Source organism: Cupriavidus sp. SK-4 (assembly GCF_000611125.1).
In the GTDB taxonomy this organism is placed as follows: Bacteria; Pseudomonadota; Gammaproteobacteria; order Burkholderiales; family Burkholderiaceae; genus Cupriavidus; species Cupriavidus necator.
Window position 1 is genome coordinate 26,921 of record NZ_JFJW01000069.1, and the last position, 18,228, is coordinate 45,148.

At 68.2% G+C, this 18,228-nt stretch carries 17 protein-coding genes; 4 read left to right on the forward strand and 13 right to left on the reverse strand.

What is annotated here, in order from left to right; translation table 11 throughout:
* Position 1: 1 nt before the first annotated feature.
* The 6 genes from CF68_RS15105 to mfd form a co-directional block, all read right to left on the reverse strand.
* The gene (locus tag CF68_RS15105) at positions 2-313 is read right to left on the reverse strand and encodes a hypothetical protein (RefSeq protein WP_035820097.1); all 312 of its coding nucleotides are present in this window, start codon (positions 311-313) and stop codon (positions 2-4) included.
* Positions 310-597, reverse strand: coding sequence for a hypothetical protein (locus CF68_RS15110; RefSeq protein WP_035820099.1), 288 nt, complete (start codon positions 595-597; stop codon positions 310-312). Before CF68_RS15110 ends, CF68_RS15105 begins: the two co-directional genes overlap by 4 nt.
* A 211-nt stretch (positions 598-808) precedes the next feature.
* The gene (gene serB / locus CF68_RS15115; protein ID WP_035820101.1) at positions 809-1,663 is read right to left on the reverse strand and encodes a phosphoserine phosphatase SerB; all 855 of its coding nucleotides are present in this window, start codon (positions 1,661-1,663) and stop codon (positions 809-811) included.
* An 89-nt stretch (positions 1,664-1,752) separates the two neighbouring features.
* Entirely contained in the window at positions 1,753-3,144 is a 1,392-nt protein-coding gene (locus tag CF68_RS15120) for an amidohydrolase (protein WP_035820103.1), read from the reverse strand.
* A 123-nt stretch (positions 3,145-3,267) separates the two neighbouring features.
* Entirely contained in the window at positions 3,268-4,485 is a 1,218-nt protein-coding gene (gene argE, locus CF68_RS15125) for an acetylornithine deacetylase (protein ID WP_035820105.1), read from the reverse strand.
* A gap of 76 nt (positions 4,486-4,561) precedes the next feature.
* Entirely contained in the window at positions 4,562-8,011 is a 3,450-nt protein-coding gene (gene mfd / locus CF68_RS15130) for a transcription-repair coupling factor (protein WP_035820106.1), read from the reverse strand.
* A 142-nt stretch (positions 8,012-8,153) separates the two neighbouring features.
* On the opposite strand from mfd, the gene ispD reads away from it, so the two are divergent.
* Together ispD and ispF are read left to right on the forward strand one after the other, a co-directional pair.
* Entirely contained in the window at positions 8,154-8,966 is an 813-nt protein-coding gene (ispD, locus tag CF68_RS15135) for a 2-C-methyl-D-erythritol 4-phosphate cytidylyltransferase (RefSeq protein WP_152548497.1), read from the forward strand.
* A gap of 4 nt (positions 8,967-8,970) precedes the next feature.
* A complete protein-coding gene (gene ispF / locus CF68_RS15140) occupies positions 8,971-9,480 on the forward strand; it encodes a 2-C-methyl-D-erythritol 2,4-cyclodiphosphate synthase (protein WP_035820108.1) in 510 nt (169 codons plus the stop codon).
* Here ispF and CF68_RS15145 read toward each other — a convergent pair whose 3' ends face one another.
* The 5 genes from CF68_RS15145 to ompR form a co-directional block, all read right to left on the reverse strand.
* A complete protein-coding gene (locus tag CF68_RS15145; protein ID WP_035820110.1) occupies positions 9,481-10,056 on the reverse strand; it encodes a GNAT family N-acetyltransferase in 576 nt (191 codons plus the stop codon).
* A 183-nt stretch (positions 10,057-10,239) separates the two neighbouring features.
* Positions 10,240-10,761, reverse strand: a complete 522-nt coding sequence (locus CF68_RS15150; RefSeq protein WP_035820111.1) for a carboxymuconolactone decarboxylase family protein — start codon at positions 10,759-10,761, stop codon at positions 10,240-10,242.
* 106 nt (positions 10,762-10,867) lie between these two features.
* The gene (locus CF68_RS15155; RefSeq protein WP_035820113.1) at positions 10,868-11,416 is read right to left on the reverse strand and encodes a peroxiredoxin; all 549 of its coding nucleotides are present in this window, start codon (positions 11,414-11,416) and stop codon (positions 10,868-10,870) included.
* Positions 11,417-11,733: 317 nt separating this feature from the next.
* A complete protein-coding gene (locus CF68_RS15160) occupies positions 11,734-13,083 on the reverse strand; it encodes an ATP-binding protein (protein WP_035820114.1) in 1,350 nt (449 codons plus the stop codon).
* Positions 13,084-13,107: 24 nt separating this feature from the next.
* Positions 13,108-13,830, reverse strand: a complete 723-nt coding sequence (gene ompR / locus CF68_RS15165) for a two-component system response regulator OmpR (RefSeq protein ID WP_010810107.1) — start codon at positions 13,828-13,830, stop codon at positions 13,108-13,110.
* A gap of 315 nt (positions 13,831-14,145) precedes the next feature.
* Between ompR and CF68_RS15170 the strand changes: the two genes are divergently transcribed.
* Entirely contained in the window at positions 14,146-14,493 is a 348-nt protein-coding gene (locus tag CF68_RS15170) for a hypothetical protein (protein WP_035820116.1), read from the forward strand.
* Between the two features lie 46 nt (positions 14,494-14,539).
* Here the strand turns inward: CF68_RS15170 and CF68_RS15175 are convergent, their stop codons facing one another.
* Together CF68_RS15175 and hpnD are read right to left on the reverse strand one after the other, a co-directional pair.
* Entirely contained in the window at positions 14,540-15,802 is a 1,263-nt protein-coding gene (locus tag CF68_RS15175; protein ID WP_035820117.1) for a Zn-dependent hydrolase, read from the reverse strand.
* A gap of 43 nt (positions 15,803-15,845) precedes the next feature.
* Positions 15,846-16,682, reverse strand: coding sequence for a presqualene diphosphate synthase HpnD (gene hpnD / locus CF68_RS15180; RefSeq protein ID WP_035820118.1), 837 nt, complete (start codon positions 16,680-16,682; stop codon positions 15,846-15,848).
* A gap of 328 nt (positions 16,683-17,010) precedes the next feature.
* Here hpnD and CF68_RS15185 point away from each other — a divergent pair, with 328 nt between their 5' ends.
* Complete coding sequence (locus tag CF68_RS15185) at positions 17,011-18,225, forward strand: efflux RND transporter periplasmic adaptor subunit (protein WP_035820120.1); 1,215 nt, start codon at positions 17,011-17,013, stop codon at positions 18,223-18,225.
* Positions 18,226-18,228 lie beyond the last annotated feature (3 nt).

Here is an 18,228-nt window from a genome sequence, read left to right on the forward strand (position 1 = left end):
CTCAGGAGGCGGGCAGGGCGGCCAGTGCAGCCGGCGCCAGGCCGGCCAGGCGCAGCACCCACAGCGCGCCGAAGCAGAGCAGGTTGGCGCCGCCCAGCCAGATCCAGGCGGTGCGGCTGGAACGGAACAGCAGGCTGGCGCTGATGATGGCCACCCACACCGGCAGGCAGGCCACCACGGCCGCGACGATGCCGGTTTCCCAGCCGCCCGGCAGCCACAGGATCAGCAGCGTGCACAGCGCCACCGCCAGCGGCAGCCCGAGCAGCGCGCCGGCCAGCCATTTGGTGCCCATCCCGGATTGGTCTGCGCTCATGCCCGTTGCTCCCGTGCTGCCCGGCGCTTGCGCGCGGCATAGGTGCCGATAAAGGGCCATACCGACAGCGCGCAGGGCACTGTCACCAGGCTGGCCGCAATGGCCACGGGCCAGCCGTCGGTGGTGCTCCATAGCCAGGTGCTGACGATGACCAGGGCGAGACCCAGCCAGCCCAGCACACGCGGCTGCGCGACCCTGCCGGGCGGCAGCAGGACCTGGTTGGGCGCGGCCAGGTACAGGCACACGGCCGCAGCCAGGCCGAGAAGGACGGCCAGAACTTGCATGGGGCAATGTCAGATAAACGAAACATTAATGGTAATGATTCGCATTTGAAGAAGCAAGCGCTAAGTAGACGCTGCGCCTCAGGGATCTATCTGCACTTGGGGAGGGACTTGCGCTGGCTGTAGCGCGAATTGTCGCTGGCGGCCCCGGCGGGTGGGGCCAGCCGGGCGATTGCCGCCCGGCGCGCGATGCCGCGTATGCCGCGGCCCGGGATCAGTGCGGGAACAGCGCCAGAAGGCCGTCCAGCCCGACGTGATTGAACGCGACGCTGGCCTGCGCGCGCACTACCGGCTTGGCCCGGAAGGCCACCGACAGGCCGGCCACGGCCATCATCTTCAGGTCGTTGGAGCCATCGCCCATGACGATGGCCTGGTCCGGCGTGGCGCCGATCTGGGCGCAGACTTCCTGCACAGTGCGGGCCTTGACGTCGGCGTTGACGATCTCGCCAACGACATTGCCGGTCAGCTTGCCGTCGATGATTTCCAGCGTATTGGCGCGGGTCACGTCGAGCTGGAGCCGTGTCTTGAGCTTCTCGGTGAAATGTACGAAGCCGCCCGACACCAGCAGCGTGCGCAGGCCCAGCGCCTGCACGGTCTGCAGCATGCGCTCGGCGCCCGGCGACAGCCGCAGGCGCTCTTCATAGACGCGGTCCAGCACGCTGGCGTCCAGCCCCTTGAGCAGGGCCACGCGGCGGCGCAGGCTTTCGTTGAAATCGGTGATCTCGCCGCGCATGGCGGCTTCGGTGATGGCCGAGACCTCGGCCTTGAGGCCGCAGAAGTCTGCGATCTCGTCGATGCACTCGATCGTGATCAGGGTCGAGTCCATGTCCATCGCCACCAGGCGGAAGTCGGACAGCTTGCGCCCGGCGGGCACCACTGCCCAGTCGATCGCGCGCGGGCCGCAGAAATCGTCCAGCGCATCGCGCAGCGCCGGCGTCAGCGGCGCGCATTCCTCGGCGGCGGCGACGGTGTCGCTGCGCAGCACCAGTTCAGAGGCGCGGGCCAGGGTGCGGGCGGTGTCGAGGTCGGCAGGGGAAAGCGGGGCGGTGCTCTGGAGGATCAGGGGCATGGCGGATGAAGATCGGGCGCTTGCCGCGCGGGGCTGCAACGCGGCAAAACTGCTATTGTAGCTCCCACGCAGCACCCCGGGCGAGCCGCTCAGCGCTGCGCCATCACCATGTAGTCCACGGTCAGGCTGGACAGGGCGCGCACGCCGTTGATCAGCGCCGGCTCGTCCACATAGAACTCTGGCGAGTGGTTGGAAGGCGCCTTGGTCACATCCTGGCCCTTGGGGGTCACGCCGAGGTTGAAGAACAGGCCCGGCACTTTCTCCTGGTAGAACGAGAAGTCCTCCGACGCGGTCGCCTTGGGCGTGATCATCCAGTTGCCTTCGCCGGCCACGCGCTGCAGCGTGGGCGCCATCTTCTCGGTCAGGGCCGGCTGGTTGATGGTGGCGTTGTACAGCTCGACCACGCGGAAGTTGGCCTCGGCGCCGGCGCTGGTGGCGATGGCCTCGGTGGTGCGCTTCATGCGGGCATGGATGTCCTTCTTCATGCCTTCGTCATAGGTGCGCACGGTGCCCATCATCTCGACCTTCTCTGGCACGATGTTCATGCGGTTGCCGCCGTGGATGGTGCCCACGGTGATCACCGACGGCTCCAGCATGGCGTTGACCTGGCGGCTCTGGATGGTCTGCAGGCCCATCACGATCTGCGACGCCACCACGATCGGGTCGATCCCGCCCCACGGCCGAGCGCCGTGCGTCTGGCGGCCCTTGACGTCGATCCAGAACTGGTCGGCCGCCGCCATCGAGGGGCCGCTGCGCCAGCCCAGCTTGCCCGATTCGATGCCGCTGCTCACGTGCAGGCCGAAGATCGCGTCGACCTTGGGATTGTCCAGCACGCCTTCGGACACCATCTGCTTGGCGCCCCAGGTGTTGGAGCCATTGGGTTCGAAGTCGGCCGGGCTTTCCTCGGCGGGCTGGAAGATGAACTTGACCGTGCCGGGCAGCTGGTCCTTCATGCCGGCCAGCACTTCGGCGGTGGCCATCAAAATCGCCACGTGGGTGTCGTGGCCGCAGGCGTGCATCACGTCCACTTCCTTGCCCAGGTACTGGCCCTTGGCCTTCGACGCGAACGGCACGTCGACGCGCTCCTTGACCGGCAGTGCGTCCATGTCGGCGCGCAGCGCCACCACCGGGCCGGGCTTGCCGCCCTTGAGCACGCCGACCACGCCGGTCTTGGCCACGCCCGTCTTCACTTCCATGCCGAGCTTGCGCAGGTGGTCGGCCACGAGCTTGGCGGTGCGGGTCTCGTAGTTGCCCAGTTCCGGATGCTGGTGGATGTCGCGGCGCCATGCGATCAGCTGCTTCTCGACCGCCTTGGCACGGGTCTCGATCTGCGCGTGCAGTGCGTCGGCGCCGGCAAGCGTGGGAGCTGCGGCGGCCGGTGCCTGCGCTTGCGCGGTATGGCAGAGCAGGCCGGCGGCGAGGGCCAGGCCGGCGAGCGCGAAGCGCGTGGTGGAACGGGATGCGGAATCACGGACAGCCATGCAAGGTCTCCTTCGTTGTTGTTGGTGTGATGCAGGCAGTGCTGCGGCCGCTCCGGATGGGGCGGCCAGAAGGGTGCCGCGCCGTGTGTCCTTGCCGGGCACACAACGCGGCAGAGGGGGATGTCAGCCCGCCACGCGCAGGCTGTCGACCACCTTGTGCAGGAAGGCCTCGCAAGCAGCCAGCTGCTCCAGCGAAACAAACTCATCCGGCTTGTGCGCCTGCTGGATATCGCCAGGCCCGCACACCACGGCCGGAATGCCGGCGCGCTGGAACAGGCCGGCTTCGGTGCCGTAGGCCACCTTGTTGGTGTCGCGGTCGGCCGTCAGCGCGCGCACCAGCTGCGTGATGGCTTCCTGCTCGGCCACGTCCAGCGACGGCGCGGCGGCGATCTTGCTCAGCGTCAGGCCGGCGTCGGCATGCTCGGCGCGCATCTTCGGCAGCAGCACGTCGTTGGCGTAGGCCTGGATGCGCGCGTAGATGGCTTCGGGGTCCACGCCGGGCAGGTTGCGGAATTCGAATACGAACTCGCACAGCGCCGGGATGGTGTTCAGCGCGATGCCGCCCTGGATGGTGCCGGTCTGCGCGGTGGTGTAGGGCACGTCGAAGGCCTGGTCGTAGGGGCCGTTGGCCTTGAACTCATCGGCGATGTCGCGGATGAAGCAGATCAGGCGCGCGGCGTATTCGATCGCATTGACGCCGCGCGGCGTCAGCGACGAGTGCGCGGCCTGGCCCCTGACGCAGCAGCGGTAGGCGTTGATGCCCTTGTGCGCGACGATCACGCGCATGCTGGTGGGTTCACCGACGATGCAGCCGCCGGGCGTCACGCCGCGGTCGCGCAGTTCGGCCAGCAGGTAGGGCGCGCCCATGCAGCCGATCTCTTCGTCGAAGGACAGCGCGTAGTGCACCGGCTCGCGCAGCCTGGCCTGCAGGATGGCCGGCAGCAGCGACAGGCTGGTGCCGATAAAGCCTTTCATGTCGCAGGTGCCGCGGCCGTAGAGCTTGCCGTCGCGCACCACCGGCTTGAACGGGTCGGTGGTCCAGTCCTGGCCGTCCACCGGCACCACGTCGGTATGGCCGGAGAGCACGATGCCGCCGTTGGTGTTGCCGTCGGCGGCGGGCACGGTGACGAACAGGTTGGCCTTGTCCTGCTGCGGGTTGTAGCTCAGATGCGGCGTCAGCCCCTTGGCCAGGAAATGGTCGCGCACCGACTCGATCAGGCCCAGGTTGGAATGGCGGCTGGTGGTGTCGTCCGCGCCCAGCCGCTGGGTCCATTCAAGCGCGCTGCCGCGCGCGGCGGTTTCGGTGACGGGCTGGCGGGGGGAAGCGGCTTGAGCGGGCATGGGGGCGTTATCGCTAACTTGTTAAGGAATTGATGCTACACCCGGCCGCGCGCCGCGTCCATGCAGGATGCCCGCCCTACGCCAGTTGCCGCAACGTATGCTTGATGGTCTGCGCGCGGATCGCCACGTCCGGCATCTTGGCCTCGATGCGCAGCTTGTCCTGCCCGGCCAGCTTGATATGGCGGTTCTTCTGCACCAGGTCGATGATGCGCATCGCGTCGATCGGCGGGTTGGGCACGAACTGCACGCTGATGGTGGCCTCGCCCGCGTCGATCTTGCGCACGCCCAGCGGCGCCGCGGCGATGCGCAGCCGGTGGGTCTCGACCAGCGCCTGCGCTTGCGCCGGCAGCCGGCCGAAGCGGTCGATCAGCTCTTCCTGAATATCGTCCACGCGTTCGGCGGTCTCGCAGTTGGCGAGCCGCTTGTACAGCGACAGGCGCTCGTGCACGTCGGCGCAGTAGTCATTGGGCAGCAGCGCCGGCGTGCCCAGGTTGATCTCGGTGGTGGCGGCCAGCGGCGCCATCAGGTCGGGCTCCTTGCCAGCCTTGAGCGCCTTGACCGCGGCGTTGAGCATGTCGGTGTAGAGCTGGAAGCCGATCTCGTGGATCTCGCCCGACTGCTTGTCGCCCAGCACCTCGCCCGCGCCGCGGATTTCCAGGTCGTGCATGGCCAGGTAGAAGCCGGAGCCCAGTTCTTCCATCTGCTGGATGGCCTCCAGCCGGCGCCCCGCCTGCTTGGTCAGGCCCTCGACGTCATGCACCAGCAGGTAGGCATAGGCCTGGTGGTGCGAGCGCCCGACCCGGCCGCGCAGCTGGTGCAGCTGCGCCAGGCCGAACTTGTCGGAGCGGTGGATCAGGATGGTGTTGGCGGTCGGCACGTCGATGCCGGTCTCGATGATGGTGGTGCACAGCAGGATGTTGTCGCGGCGCGCGACGAAGTCGCGCATCACGCGTTCCAGCTCGCGCTCGTGCATCTGGCCGTGGGCGACGGCAATGCGCGCTTCGGGCACCAGCTCGGCCAGCCGCGCGCGCTTGTTCTCGATGGTCTCGACCTCGTTGTGCAGGAAGTAGACCTGGCCGCCGCGCTTGAGCTCGCGCAGGATGGCCTCGCGGATCACGCCGTCTTCCTCGCGCCGCACGAAGGTCTTGATCGCCAGCCGCTTCTGCGGCGCGGTCGCGATCACCGAGAAATCGCGCAGGCCTTCCAGCGCCATGCCCAGCGTGCGCGGGATCGGCGTGGCGGTCAGGGTCAGCACGTCGACCTCGGCGCGCAGCGTCTTCAGCGCCTCCTTCTGGCGCACGCCGAAGCGGTGTTCCTCGTCGATGATGACCAGGCCCAGGCGCTCGAACCTGACCTGGTCGGACAGGATCTTGTGCGTTCCGATGACGATGTCGACGGTGCCTTCGTTGATCTGCTTGATGGCCGCGTCGATCTCTTTCTTGGTCTTGAAGCGCGACAGCTCGACGATGCGCACCGGCCATTCGGCAAAGCGGTCGGACAGCGTCTGGAAGTGCTGCTCGGCCAGCAGCGTGGTCGGCGCCAGCATCGCCACCTGCTTGCCGCCCAGCACCGCGACAAAGGCCGCGCGCAGCGCCACCTCGGTCTTGCCGAAGCCCACGTCGCCGCAGACCAGCCGGTCCATCGGCTTGCCCGAGGTCATGTCGGCGATCACCGCGGCAATCGCGGCGGCCTGGTCCGGCGTTTCCTCGAAGCCGAAGCTCTCGGCAAAGGTCTCGTAGTCCTTGGGCGAGAGCGGGAAGGCAAAGCCCTCGCGCGCGGCGCGGCGCGCGTACAGGTTGAGCAGCTCGGCGGCGGTGTCGCGGATCTGCTGCGCGGCCTTGCGCTTGGCCTTGTCCCACTGGCCCGAGCCCAGGTGGTGCAGCGGCGCGGTATCGGGATCGGCGCCGGAATAGCGCGAGATCACATGCAGCTGGTGCACCGGCACGTACAGCTTGCTGGCCTTGTCGTAGTCCAGATGCAGGAATTCCTCGTCGCCCTGGCCCATGTCCAGCGTGACCAGGCCCTGGTAGCGGCCGATGCCGTGCTCGCTGTGCACCACCGGGTCGCCGATCTTCAGCTCGGCCAGGTCGCGCACCATCGAGTCGACGGCGGAGGCCTGCTCCTGCTTGCGGCGGCCGGTGCGGCGCGCGGTGCCGGCGTAGAGCTCGGCCTCGGTGACAAAGGCGATCTGCCCCTGCGGCAGCGCAAAGCCGCTCTGGAGCGGCGCCACCGCGATCGAGAAATGCGCTTCGCCGGCCAGGAACGCGGCAAAGTCGTCGACCGGCTGCGGGCGCAGGCCGCTTTCGGCAAAGAGCTGCAGCAGGGTCTCGCGCCGCCCGGCCGAGTCGGCGCACATCAGCACGCGGGTCTGCTTGTCGAGCAGCAGCGCTTCCAGGTTGACCAGCGGATCATCGGCGCGGCGGTTCACCGCGACGTCGGGCAGGATGGCCGAGAACGCGGCCTGGTCCGCATTGGCTTCGGCCTGCAGCACCAGGCGCGCCATCGGCTTGGCGGCAACGAAGAACTGCTCCTCGGACAGGAACAGGTCCGCGGGCGGCAGCAGCGGGCGCTCGCGGTCGTGGCGCATGAAGTTGTAGCGCTGCGTGGTATCGGCCCAGAAGCGGCGGATGGCCTCGTCGACATTGCCGGCGAAGGCCAGCTGGGTATCGGCAGGCAGGTAGTCGAACACGGTTGCGCTGTGCTCGAAGAACAGCGGCAGGTAGTACTCGATGCCGGCCGACGGCACGCCGTTGCCGATGTCCTTGTAGATCGGCGACTTGGTCGGGTCGCCCTCGAACACCTCGCGCCAGCGGCCGCGGAAGGCGGTGCGCGCGGCTTCGTCGAGCGGGAACTCGCGCCCGGGCAGCAGCCGCACTTCCTTGACCGGGTACAGGCTGCGCTGGGTGTCGGGGTCGAAGGCGCGGATGGTCTCGATCTCGTCGCCGAACAGGTCGATCCGGTACGGCAGCGCCGAGCCCATCGGGTACAGGTCGATCAGGCCGCCGCGCACGCTGTATTCGCCGGGGCGCATCACCGCGCTGACGTGCTCGTAGCCGGCCAGCGTGAACTGGGCCTTGAGCGCGTTCTCGTCCAGGCGCTCGCCCTGCTTGAAGAAGAAGGTGTAGGCGGCCAGGAACGCGGGCGGCGCCAGCCGGTACAGCGCGGTGGTGGCCGGCACCAGCATCACGTCGCATTGCCCGGTCTGGATATCGTGCAGCGTGGCCAGGCGCTCCGACACCAGGTCCTGGTGCGGCGAGAAGCTGTCGTAGGGCAGGGTTTCCCAGTCGGGCAGCAGGCGCACGCGCAGCTCGGGCGCGAACCAGGGGATTTCCTCGGCCAGGCGCTGGGCATCGACCGCGTGGGAGCAGACCACGGCCAGCATCGGCGCGCGCTCGCGGTGCTGCCGAGCGTACGCGGCCACAGCCAGCGCATCGGCCGAGCCGCGCAGGCCGGCCACGCTGTGGCGCAGCCCCGGCTTGACCAGCGGCAGGTTGACAAAGGGGAAGGCGGGCTTGGCGTCAGGCATGTCGGCAGCGGGGCGTTCAAAACGACGACACCCCGCCGGCATTGCGGGCGGGGGTCGGAGCAGGGGACCTCAACGGCCCGTGCCGGGCACGCGTCAATGCGGAATGGCGCGGCATGGCGACGGGCAAGGGCCGTATTATAGAATGCGCACCGGTTGTCCCGCTGGCCATGCTGGCCAGCAGGCGCCCGCGCCTCTTTCACTCCACGCCGATCCTGTGTCCGCTCGCCGCTTTGCCCTGATTCCCTGTGCCGGTACCGGCAGCCGCGCCGGCGGCGCCGTTCCCAAGCAATACCAGACCGTGGCCGGCCGGCCGATGATCTGGTACGCGCTGGCGGCGTTCTCGGCGTGCGATGCCATCAACGCCACCGCGTTGGTGCTGGCGCCCGACGACATGCCGCTGGAATCGCGCTTCGGCGCGGCCGCCTTTGCCGGGTTGCGCTTCGACACCGCCTTTGTCGGCGGCGATAGCCGCCATGCCTCGGTGCTGGCCGGGCTGCACCACCTGGCGCAGCTGGGCGCGACCGACAGCGACTGGGTGCTGGTGCACGATGCCGCGCGCCCGGGCCTGACTCCGGCGATGATCCATGCGCTGGTGCGCGCGGTGGAAAGCGATGGCGACGACGACCCTGACGCCGCCATCGGCGGCATCCTGGCGGTGCCGGTGCCCGACACGCTCAAGCGCGCCCAGGACGACGCCCGCATCGGCGCCACGGTGCCGCGCGAGGGGCTGTGGCAGGCGCAGACGCCGCAGATGTTCCGCCTGGGCGTGCTGCGCCAGGCGCTGCAGGACACCATGGCGGCCGGCGCGGTGGTAACCGACGAGGCCAGCGCGATCGAGCGCCTGGGGCTGCATCCGCGGCTGGTCAACGGCTCGCTGCGCAATTTCAAGGTGACCTACCCGGAGGACTTCGCACTGGCCGAAGTGCTGCTGGGCAACGACGGCAAAGGAGCCTGACCGCATGATGCCTTTCGATATCCGGGTGGGACAGGGCTATGACGTCCACGCGCTGGTGCCCGGCCGCAAGCTGATCCTGGGCGGGGTCGAGATTCCGCACGACCGCGGCCTGCTGGGCCATTCCGATGCGGATGCACTGCTGCACGCGGTCACCGATGCGCTCTTCGGCGCGGCCGCGCTGGGCGATATCGGCCGCCATTTCCCCGACACCGACGCGCAGTTCGCCGGCGCCGACAGCCGCGCGCTGCTGCGCGAGGCCGCGCGCCGCGTGCGCGCGGCGGGCTATGAAATCGGCAATGTGGATGCCACCGTGATCGCGCAGGCGCCCAAGCTGGCGCCGCATATCGGGGCGATGGTGGCGAACCTGGCGGAAGACCTGGGGATTGCGCGCGGGCGTTGCAACGTCAAGGCCAAGACCAACGAGAAGCTGGGCTTCGAAGGGCGCCAGGAAGGCATCGTGGCGCAGGCCGCGGTGCTGCTCTGGCGCGCCTCGGTGGGCGACGCGCAGGACTGATCAGGGCCGCGCGGCGTCAGGTGCCGCGGCGTTTTCCGGCGGGATGGCGTAGGTGTAGTCGATCAGGCGGGCCATTGCACCGGTGCGCGCACCGGCTTCGGTGCGCTTGGTGAAGCCCATCTGCTGGCACAGCCGGATGGCCGATGCCATTTCCGGCATGGTGCGCACCACCAGCGTGGGCGCGCCGATATCGCGCGCGCGCTGGATGCAGATCTGCATCAGCGTGCGGCCCAGGCCCAGGCCGCGCGCCTGCGGGCTGACCGACAGCAGCCGCGCTTCCGGCTGGGTCAGGGTGATGGTGCTGCCGTCCAGTGCCGGCAGCGTGGCGCCCGGATGGCAGAACAGCACGGCGCCCATGATGCCGTGATCGGTCTCCGCCACCCACCATTCCATATCCGGATGGCTGGTCGCCAGCACCGCCTGCATGCCGCGCTGGAACGAGGCGCGGCAGTCTTCCATGATGGCCAGCTCATATTGCCCGTAGGCTTGTTGCGTGACGGCGGCGATGTCGCCCCAGTCATGCACCGCCGCGAGGCGGTAGTGGAAGCGGGGGGAATTCGGCGAAGGCAGGGTCATGGCAGCCTGAAAGTGCGTGTCCTGCCTGGATTGTAGGCCGATCGCCGCACGTGTGCAGCCCTGGCGCGGCGCGGTTGCAGGATGGGAACAGCCGGCAATTCCTGATGGGAAGCTGCCGGCTGCTGTGCTACGGCGCCCGTGGCAGGGTGCCGCAAAGGGCGCGGGGGCGCGCTGTGTCCGGGCTTACTGCGCGGCGATCACGTTGGCGGCGGCCACGATCACGGCGGCGATGCGGCCGACATCGCGCAGTTGCTGCGCGGTCATGCCCTGTTCATTCTTCAGCAGCTGGTAGTGCGACTTCACGCAGAAGTGGCACTTGCCCACGATCGAGGCGGCCAGCGCGTACATCTCGAAACGGCGCTTGTCCACGCCGCCATGGGTGGCATAGGCGTTCATGCGCAGGCCGGCCGGCTGGCTGGCCAGGTCCGGATCGTCGGCCATCTCGACGTACGGGTACCAGGTGTTGTTCATGCCCATCAGCGCGGCCGCGGTCAGCGCGGCGTTGGTTTCCTCGGGCGACAGCACGCCGGCATTGCGGATGGCATCCACCAGCACCTTGCTCTGCGCCGCGAATGCCGCCGCCAGCGCCACGCCCACCGCATCGTTGCCTTCCAGCGAGGAGCGCGCGATGGTGCCGTCCACGTTCAGGCGGATGTCCTTGGCGTAATCGGGGATGAGATTCTTAATCGTGCTGAGGAATTCCATTTATTTCTCCTATCGATCGGGGCTCAAAAAACCCGCGCAAGCGGGTTTTGATGCGGAGGGCAGGGCCCTCCGCGAATCGCCACGGTGTCTGGCGACTGACAGCAAATTACAGCGTGGCGCCACCAACGGCACGGTTGCACGGGCACAGCTCGTCCGTTTGCAGACCGTCCAGGATGCGCAGGACTTCTTCCGGGTTGCGGCCCACGTTCAGGTTGTTCACCGACACGTGCTGGATCACGTTGTCCGGGTCGACGATGAAGGTCGCGCGCAGGGCAACGCCGGCAGCGCGGTCACGCACGCCCAGCTGGTCGATCAGCGAACCGGTCACGTCGGCGAATTGCCACTGGTTCAGCTTGTTCAGGTCCTTGTGTTCGCGGCGCCATGCCAGCTTGACGAATTCATTGTCGGTCGAGCCGCCCAGCACGATCGCGTCGCGATCGGCGAAGTCGCCGTTCAGCTTGGCGAAGGCAACGATTTCGGTCGGGCAGACGAAGGTGAAGTCCTTCGGGTAGAAGTAGATGATCTTCCACTTGCCTTCGAACGACTTTTCGGTGATGTCTTCGAAAGCCGACTGGCCGTTCTCTTCGTGATTGTTGAAACCCGGCTTGACACCGACGACGTGGAAGGCTTCGAGCTTGTCACCAACGGTCTTCATAGACTATCTCCTGATACGGTTGCAATGAGAGCGGTGCTGCGGCCGCGTGGCTGGCGTGGGCCGGCTACGTGGCTTACCGCGACAAAACGTGATTATGCGTCATCACCAGGTGCCGGGCTAATTGATATTCTCAAAGAGCCCGATAGGCAAGGCATGTGACGCCTGGAGCGAATCCCGGCATGGGCAGCCGCGGCATCAGCCAGGCGGCTTCGATGCGGAAGGGCAAGTATGCCATGCGCGATGGGCCCGCTTATGGCAAGTTGGTGACGATTGCGGCGAGTTCAACCCGCCATGTCCAGGCCGGATGCATGACAGGCTCAGGCGCGCCGGAAGCAGGCGCTGACCACCAGGCCGGTGGCCGGGGCGGCGCGGTTGGCCAGCAGCAGCCGGCCGCCGTTGCGCTGCATGATGCGGTTGACGATGGACATGCCCAGCCCGGCGCCCTTGGCCTCGCTGCGCGCGGCGTCGAGCCGGTAGAAGGGCCGGGTCAGCAGCGACAGCTGGCCGTCGGGCACGCCGTTGCCGTGGTCGGCCACGGTCAGCACGGCTTCCTTGTCGTCCACGCGCGTGGAGATCTCGACCACGGCCATGCCGCTTTGCTCGTCCTTGGCATAACGGCGCGCGTTCTCGATCAGGTTGTCCAGGATGCGCTGCACTTCCATGCGGTTGGCCACGGCCATCACCGGCTCATTGGCGCGCACGTGCACGCGCACATCGTCATGCGCGGCGTAGACGCCCACGGCATCGTGCACCAGCGCCGACAGGTCGACCGGCTCGACGGTTTCCAGCGGCGGGCGCGCGTAGTTGAGGAACTGGCCGATGATGGCGTCCATCTGCTCGATGTCGGCGATCATTGCGTCGCGCGTGGGGGTGTCCATCGGCGACATCTCGGTTTCCAGCCGCAGCCGCGTCAGCGGCGTGCGCAGGTCGTGCGAGATGCCGGCCAGCATCACCACGCGGTCGTCGTCGAGCTGGCGCAGGTCGCGCACCATCTGGTTGAAGCTGTGGTTGGCCAGCGCCACTTCGCTGGCGCCGTGCTCGGGCAGCGGCGGCGGGTCGCCGCCGGCGCCGATGGCGCGGGCGGCGTTGGCCAGCCGCTTGAGCGGGTAGTTGACGCGCGCGGTGATAAAGGCCGCGCCGATGATCGACAGCAGCAGCGCGGCAATACTCCACCACAGCCACTGGATGCCGGGCACGCGCTCGAAGCGCTCGGGGCTGATCGCCACCCAGTAGTCGTCGCCCTCGATCTCGAAGCTGACCCACACGCCGGGAATGTCGTTGACGGTGGTGGCCAGCACCGTGTCCTCGCCCAGGCGGCTGCGGATCTCCTGCTGCACCAGGGTGGTCAGGAACGGGTTGGCGGTGGGCGCGGCGAAGTCATCGTCCTTCTCGCGCGGATAGACCTTGATGCCTTCGTTCTGCACCAGGTCGAGCAGCAGGAAGCGCCGCCGCGCGGGGTCGGAGTAGAGCAGCGCGGCGCGCGTGAGCTTGACCACGCTGACCACCTGCATGGCGATCTGCTGCGCGCGCGGGGCGCGCTCGAACAGCCGGTAGCTCTGGAACCAGATGCCCAGCGAAATCGCCAGCAGCAGGGCGATAAGCATGAAGGTTCGCCAGAACAGCGAACCAAAGAACCGCGTTGCGGTTCTGCCGATAACGGTCGCCACGATGGGAACAGCGGCCGCGATCGGTTATTTCACGCCATCGGGGATGAAGACGTAGCCCAGGCCCCACACCGTCTGGATAAAACGGGGGTTGCTGGGGTCCGGCTCGATCAGCTTGCGCAGGCGCGAGATCTGCACGTCCAGGCTGCGGTCGAAGACTTCATATTCACGGCCGCGCGCCATTTCCATCAGCTTCTCGCGCGACAGCGGCTGGCGCGGATGGCGGGCGAATACCTTGAGCACGGAGAACTCGCCGGTGGTCAGCGTGATTTCCTCGTCGTTCTTGGTCAGCGTGCGCGTGGCCAGGTTCAGCACGAAGTCGCCGAAGGCGAAGGTCTCGGGCGTTTCCGACGGGGCGCCGGGCACTTCGGCCGGGCCCTTGCGGCGCAGCACCGCGTGGATGCGGGCAATCAGCTCGCGCGGGTTGAACGGCTTGGGCAGGTAGTCGTCGGCGCCCATCTCCAGGCCGACGATGCGGTCCACGTCCTCGCCCTTGGCGGTAAGCATGATGATCGGGGTCTGGTCATTGGCCCCGCGCAGCCGGCGGCAGATTGACAGGCCGTCTTCGCCCGGCATCATCAGGTCCAGCACCAGCAGGTCGAAACGCTCGCGCAGCCAGAGCTTGTTCATCGCGGTGGCGTTTTCCGCCACCAGCACGGTGAAACCCTGTTCGCCCAGATAGCGGCGCAGCAAATCGCGCAGACGCGGGTCATCGTCGACGACAAGAATCTTGTGGCTGGTATTTTCCATGGCGGTATCTTAGCGACTATCGCTTTCGCTCAAAATGGCTTAACAAAACGTTACATACTTTACCCCGTGGTATGGCAGTGTGCACCAATCGTGCGATTACACTGCGCAATCCGTCTTTTTGGGCGCCATGCGCGGCAGGTTTCCACGCATTTGCACCAGACGAACCACTGCCTCGCCCAGCCTGTCTTGCCCGCGCTGGCGCGATGCTTGCAGAGGGTGCGGCGCCGGACGGGGTACCGGAATTCCCGGCTTCAGGGCAGTCCAACCAGTCGGTCCAAAGACTGCTATTTCCCGAAGCCAAGATCGCCATTATCAATGAAAGTGAACCGAACCCGGCACGGGCATCCGCAGCATGGTATCGCCGGCGCCTGCCTAGCGCTGGCGCTGGCCGTGCTGGCGCTGTGCATTCCGGCCGGGACGGTGCAGGCGCAATCGGCCGGCATGGCCAACCTGCTCAAGCCCCATCAGTCGACCCAGGCCAGCGATCCCGGCAACAGCCAGCGCGAGGCGCGGGCCCGTGCCGAGCGCCATCGCGCCGAGCAGCGCGACGCCGAGCGCCGGCGCGGGGACGAACGCGGCAGCTCGCGCCTGTCGCCGGACGAGCGCCGCAAGCTGCGCAAGAACCTCTACGACTTCGGGCGCGATATCTACCAGGGCGGCTGATCCGTTCTTATCGTGCCGCGCCCCCCATGGTACGCCACTGTGGCGCCTAGCCGCGCGGCTGGAAGTGCCGCAGGAAATCCACGAAGACCTCCGCCGCCAGCTGGGCGTCCTCCGCCGTGATGGTTTCCAGCGGGTTGTGGCTAATGCCGCCGTTGCCGCAACGCACGAACAGCATGGCGACGTCGGTGATGCGCTGCATCATCATGGCGTCATGGCCGGCGCCGGAGGGCAGCTCGAAGGCCCGCAGTCCGCGCTTCTTCAGCACCGCCCCGAACTGGTCCATCAGCCAGCGCGCGCACGGCGCGTTGTTGACCGGCGGCACGCGCTCCACCTGGGCGGCCAGCCCGCGCCGTTCCGCAATCTGGCCGATGCCGGCCACGATGTCGGCGATGGCGGCCTCGCGGATGCCATCTTCGCCGGCGCGAATATCCATCGAGAAGGTGCAGGCCGCCGGGATGACATTGCTCGACCCGTTGGGCACCTGCAGCTGACCCACCGTACCGACCAGCGTCGGCGCCGCCGCGCAGCGCTGCTCCACCAGCAGGATCATCTCGGCGGCGCCCGCGGCGGCGTCGCGGCGCATGCCCATCGGCGTGGTGCCGGCGTGGCTGGCCAGGCCTTCGACCCGCACCGCAAAGCGGCTGCTGCCCGCGATCTGCGTGACCACGCCCAGCGGCAGGCCGTGGTGCAGCAGCACCGGGCCCTGCTCGATATGCACCTCGACAAAACCCAGCAGCGACGCCGGATCGACCGCGGCGGCGCGCAGGGCCTGCAGATCGCCCGCGCCGGGCAGGTCCGATGCCGCCAGCGCCTCGCGCAGCGTGATGCCGTCCGCGTCCTGGCGCTCCAGCAGGGCGGGATCGAAGCGGCCCGCCAGCACGCTGCTGGCCAGGAAGCTGGTCTTGAAGCGCAGGCCTTCCTCTTCGGCGAACCCCACCACCTCGAAGTGATAGGGCAGGCGGATGCCGGCCTGGTTGAGCGCGCCGACCACGGCGATCGGCAGCAGGATGCCTAGCCGGCCGTCATAGCGCCCGCCATTGCGCACGGTGTCGAAGTGCGAGCCGGTCATCAGCACGCGCGCGTCGGGCACGGCCGGGTCGGCCGCATAACGGCCGATGACGTTGCCGATGGCGTCGATCCGCACCTGCATGCCGGCCGCCTCCATCCACTGCGCAAGCCGGGCCTGCGCGGCGCGGTGGGCCGGGGTCAGGTAGGCGCAGGTGAGGCCGCCTTCCATGTCGGAGAAACTGGCGAGCTGGTCGGCGTGGGCAAGGATGGTGTCGCCGAGGGAGGCGGATGTCTGCGTCATGGCGGTACGGCTTGGCGGGTCGGATAGGAAAGAGAGCAGGACGCTAGCTGTTGCGCACCCAGGTCTTCCAGGCAATCCACAGCTTGCGCAGCGGGGTCAGCGCGATGCGCTGGTTCAGCACCTGGAACTGGCTGGCTTCCAGTTCGTCGAGCAGCGCGTGGTAGATCGCGCCCATCAGCAGGCCGGCACGCTGGGCGCGGCGGTCCTGCTTCGGCAGCAGCGCCAGTGCCTCATGGTACAGCGCGCGGGCCCGGCCGGCGTGGTACTGCATCAGCGCGACAAAGCGCTCGGAATGCTGGCCCTTCAGGATCTCGGAAGCGGGCACCTGGAACTGCTGCAGGGTATTGACCGGCAGGTAGATGCGACCGCGCCGCGCGTCCTCGCCGACGTCGCGCAGGATATTGACCAGTTGCAGCGACTGGCCAAGCTTCTCGGCAAATACCAGCGTCTGCGGGTCGGTATAGCCGAACAGCCGCGCGCTGAGCGTGCCGACCACGCCGGCCACGCAATGGCAGTAGCGGGCCAGGCCGGGCTCGTCCAGGTAGCGGGTCTGGGTCAGGTCCATTTCCATGCCTTCCAGCACTTCGGACATCTCGCCCTGGGGCAGGCCGGCGCTGCGCACATGCGGCTGCAGGGCCTTGGTGGTCGGATGGGTCGGCTTGCCCTCGAACAGGCGGCGCAGCTCGGCGCGCCACCAGTCCAGCTGCTGGTGGGCCAGGCCCGCGTCATGGCTGTCGTCGACCACGTCGTCGACTTCGCGGCACCAGGCGTATAGCGCGGTGATGGCGCGGCGGCGCTCGGCCGGCAGGAACAGGAAGCTGTAATAGAAGCTCGAGCCGCTCTGGGCGACTTTCTCTTGGCAATACTGATCGGGCGTCACGCCGGTCTCGGGTCGAAGATGTGGGGGGGAAGCGCCAGCGGCGCGGCGGATTGTAGCATCGCGCCGAGCAGGGTATGGTCGCGCATGCCGCAGCCTGTCAACGCAGTTCACCGGCCCGGAACGGCAGCTGAGTCTTCATTCCAGCGGTTTCGTCGCCTGCCGTTTGACGCACCCGGGGGTCGTCGCTATATTACTGACCGGCAAGTTATTTATTGCCAATGCCGGCTGCCCGCGGCGATTCCGCCCGCCCCGACGACATCCCGGGCGCAGGGGATTGCGGTCACCGGCCAGTCTTGTCAGTTGTTCCCATCCGACTCGTTGCCTACCGATGCCAGTGCTTTGCCAAGTGCCGGAAGTTGCGGCTGCAGAAACCCCTGTCGTTACGATGCCGCCGCACCGCCTCGGTCGAGGCGTGACCGTGGCCGCACTTTTGACGGCCAGCCTGCTGGCCCTGGCCGGCTGCGGCAAGAAGGCCGAGCCGGCGCCGGAGGTCCGTCCGGTGCGCCTGATGCAGCTGAGCCCGCACAACGGCAAGACCGCCTTCGAGTTCTCCGGCGACGTGCGCCCGCGCGTGGAGTCGCGGCTGGGCTTCCGCGTGGGGGGCAAGATCGCCGCCAGGCTGGTGGATGTGGGCGCGGTGGTCAGCAAGGGCCAGCCGCTGGCGCGCCTCGATCCCACCGACCTGTCGCTGGCCGAGGCCGGCTCGCGCGCCCAGTTCGAGGCCGCGAAGACCGACCGCGACCTGGCCGCCGCCGACCTGAAGCGCTACAACGACCTGTTCGCCAAGGGCTTTATCAGCGCTGCCGAGCAGCACCGGCGCCAGGCCAACTACGACGCCGCCGAATCGCGGCTGCGCCAGGCCCAGGCCGGGCTGCGCAGCCAGTCCAACCAGACCGGCTACTCGGTCCTGCATGCCGACGCCGACGGCGTGGTCACGGCGATCGATGCCGAGGTGGGCCAGGTGGTGACGCCCGGCCAGCCGGTGGTGCGCGTGGCGCAGACGGCAGAGAAGGAAGTCGCCATCGGCCTGCCCGAAGACCAGGTCGACCTGCTGCGCGGCATTACCGACGTGACCATCCATACCTGGGCCGAGCCGCAGCGCACGCTGCCTGGCCGCGTGCGCGAGATTGCCGCGGCGGCCGACCCGGTCACCCGCACCTATGCCACCCGCGTGACGGTGCCGAACCCGCCCGCCGACCTCAAGCTTGGCATGACCGCAGTGGTGACCTTCATGCGCACTGGCGCCACCCCGGCGATCCGGGTGCCGCTGACCGCGCTGCTGCAGGAGGGGGGCCGCAACCAGGTCTGGATCTATGACGCCGCCGCCGGCACGGTCAAGCCGGTGCCGGTGACGCTAGGCGAGGCCATCGGCAACGAGGTCGAGGTGCGCCAGGGCCTGGCCCCGGGCCAGACCATCGTCACCGCCGGGGTGCACCTGCTGCGCGCGGACCAGAAGGTGCGCCCGCTGCAGACGGTCGCGCCTGCGGCAGGGCCTGCATCGGCCCCGGCATCGGCACCGGCCGCCACCCCGAAGCAGGGGTGAGCG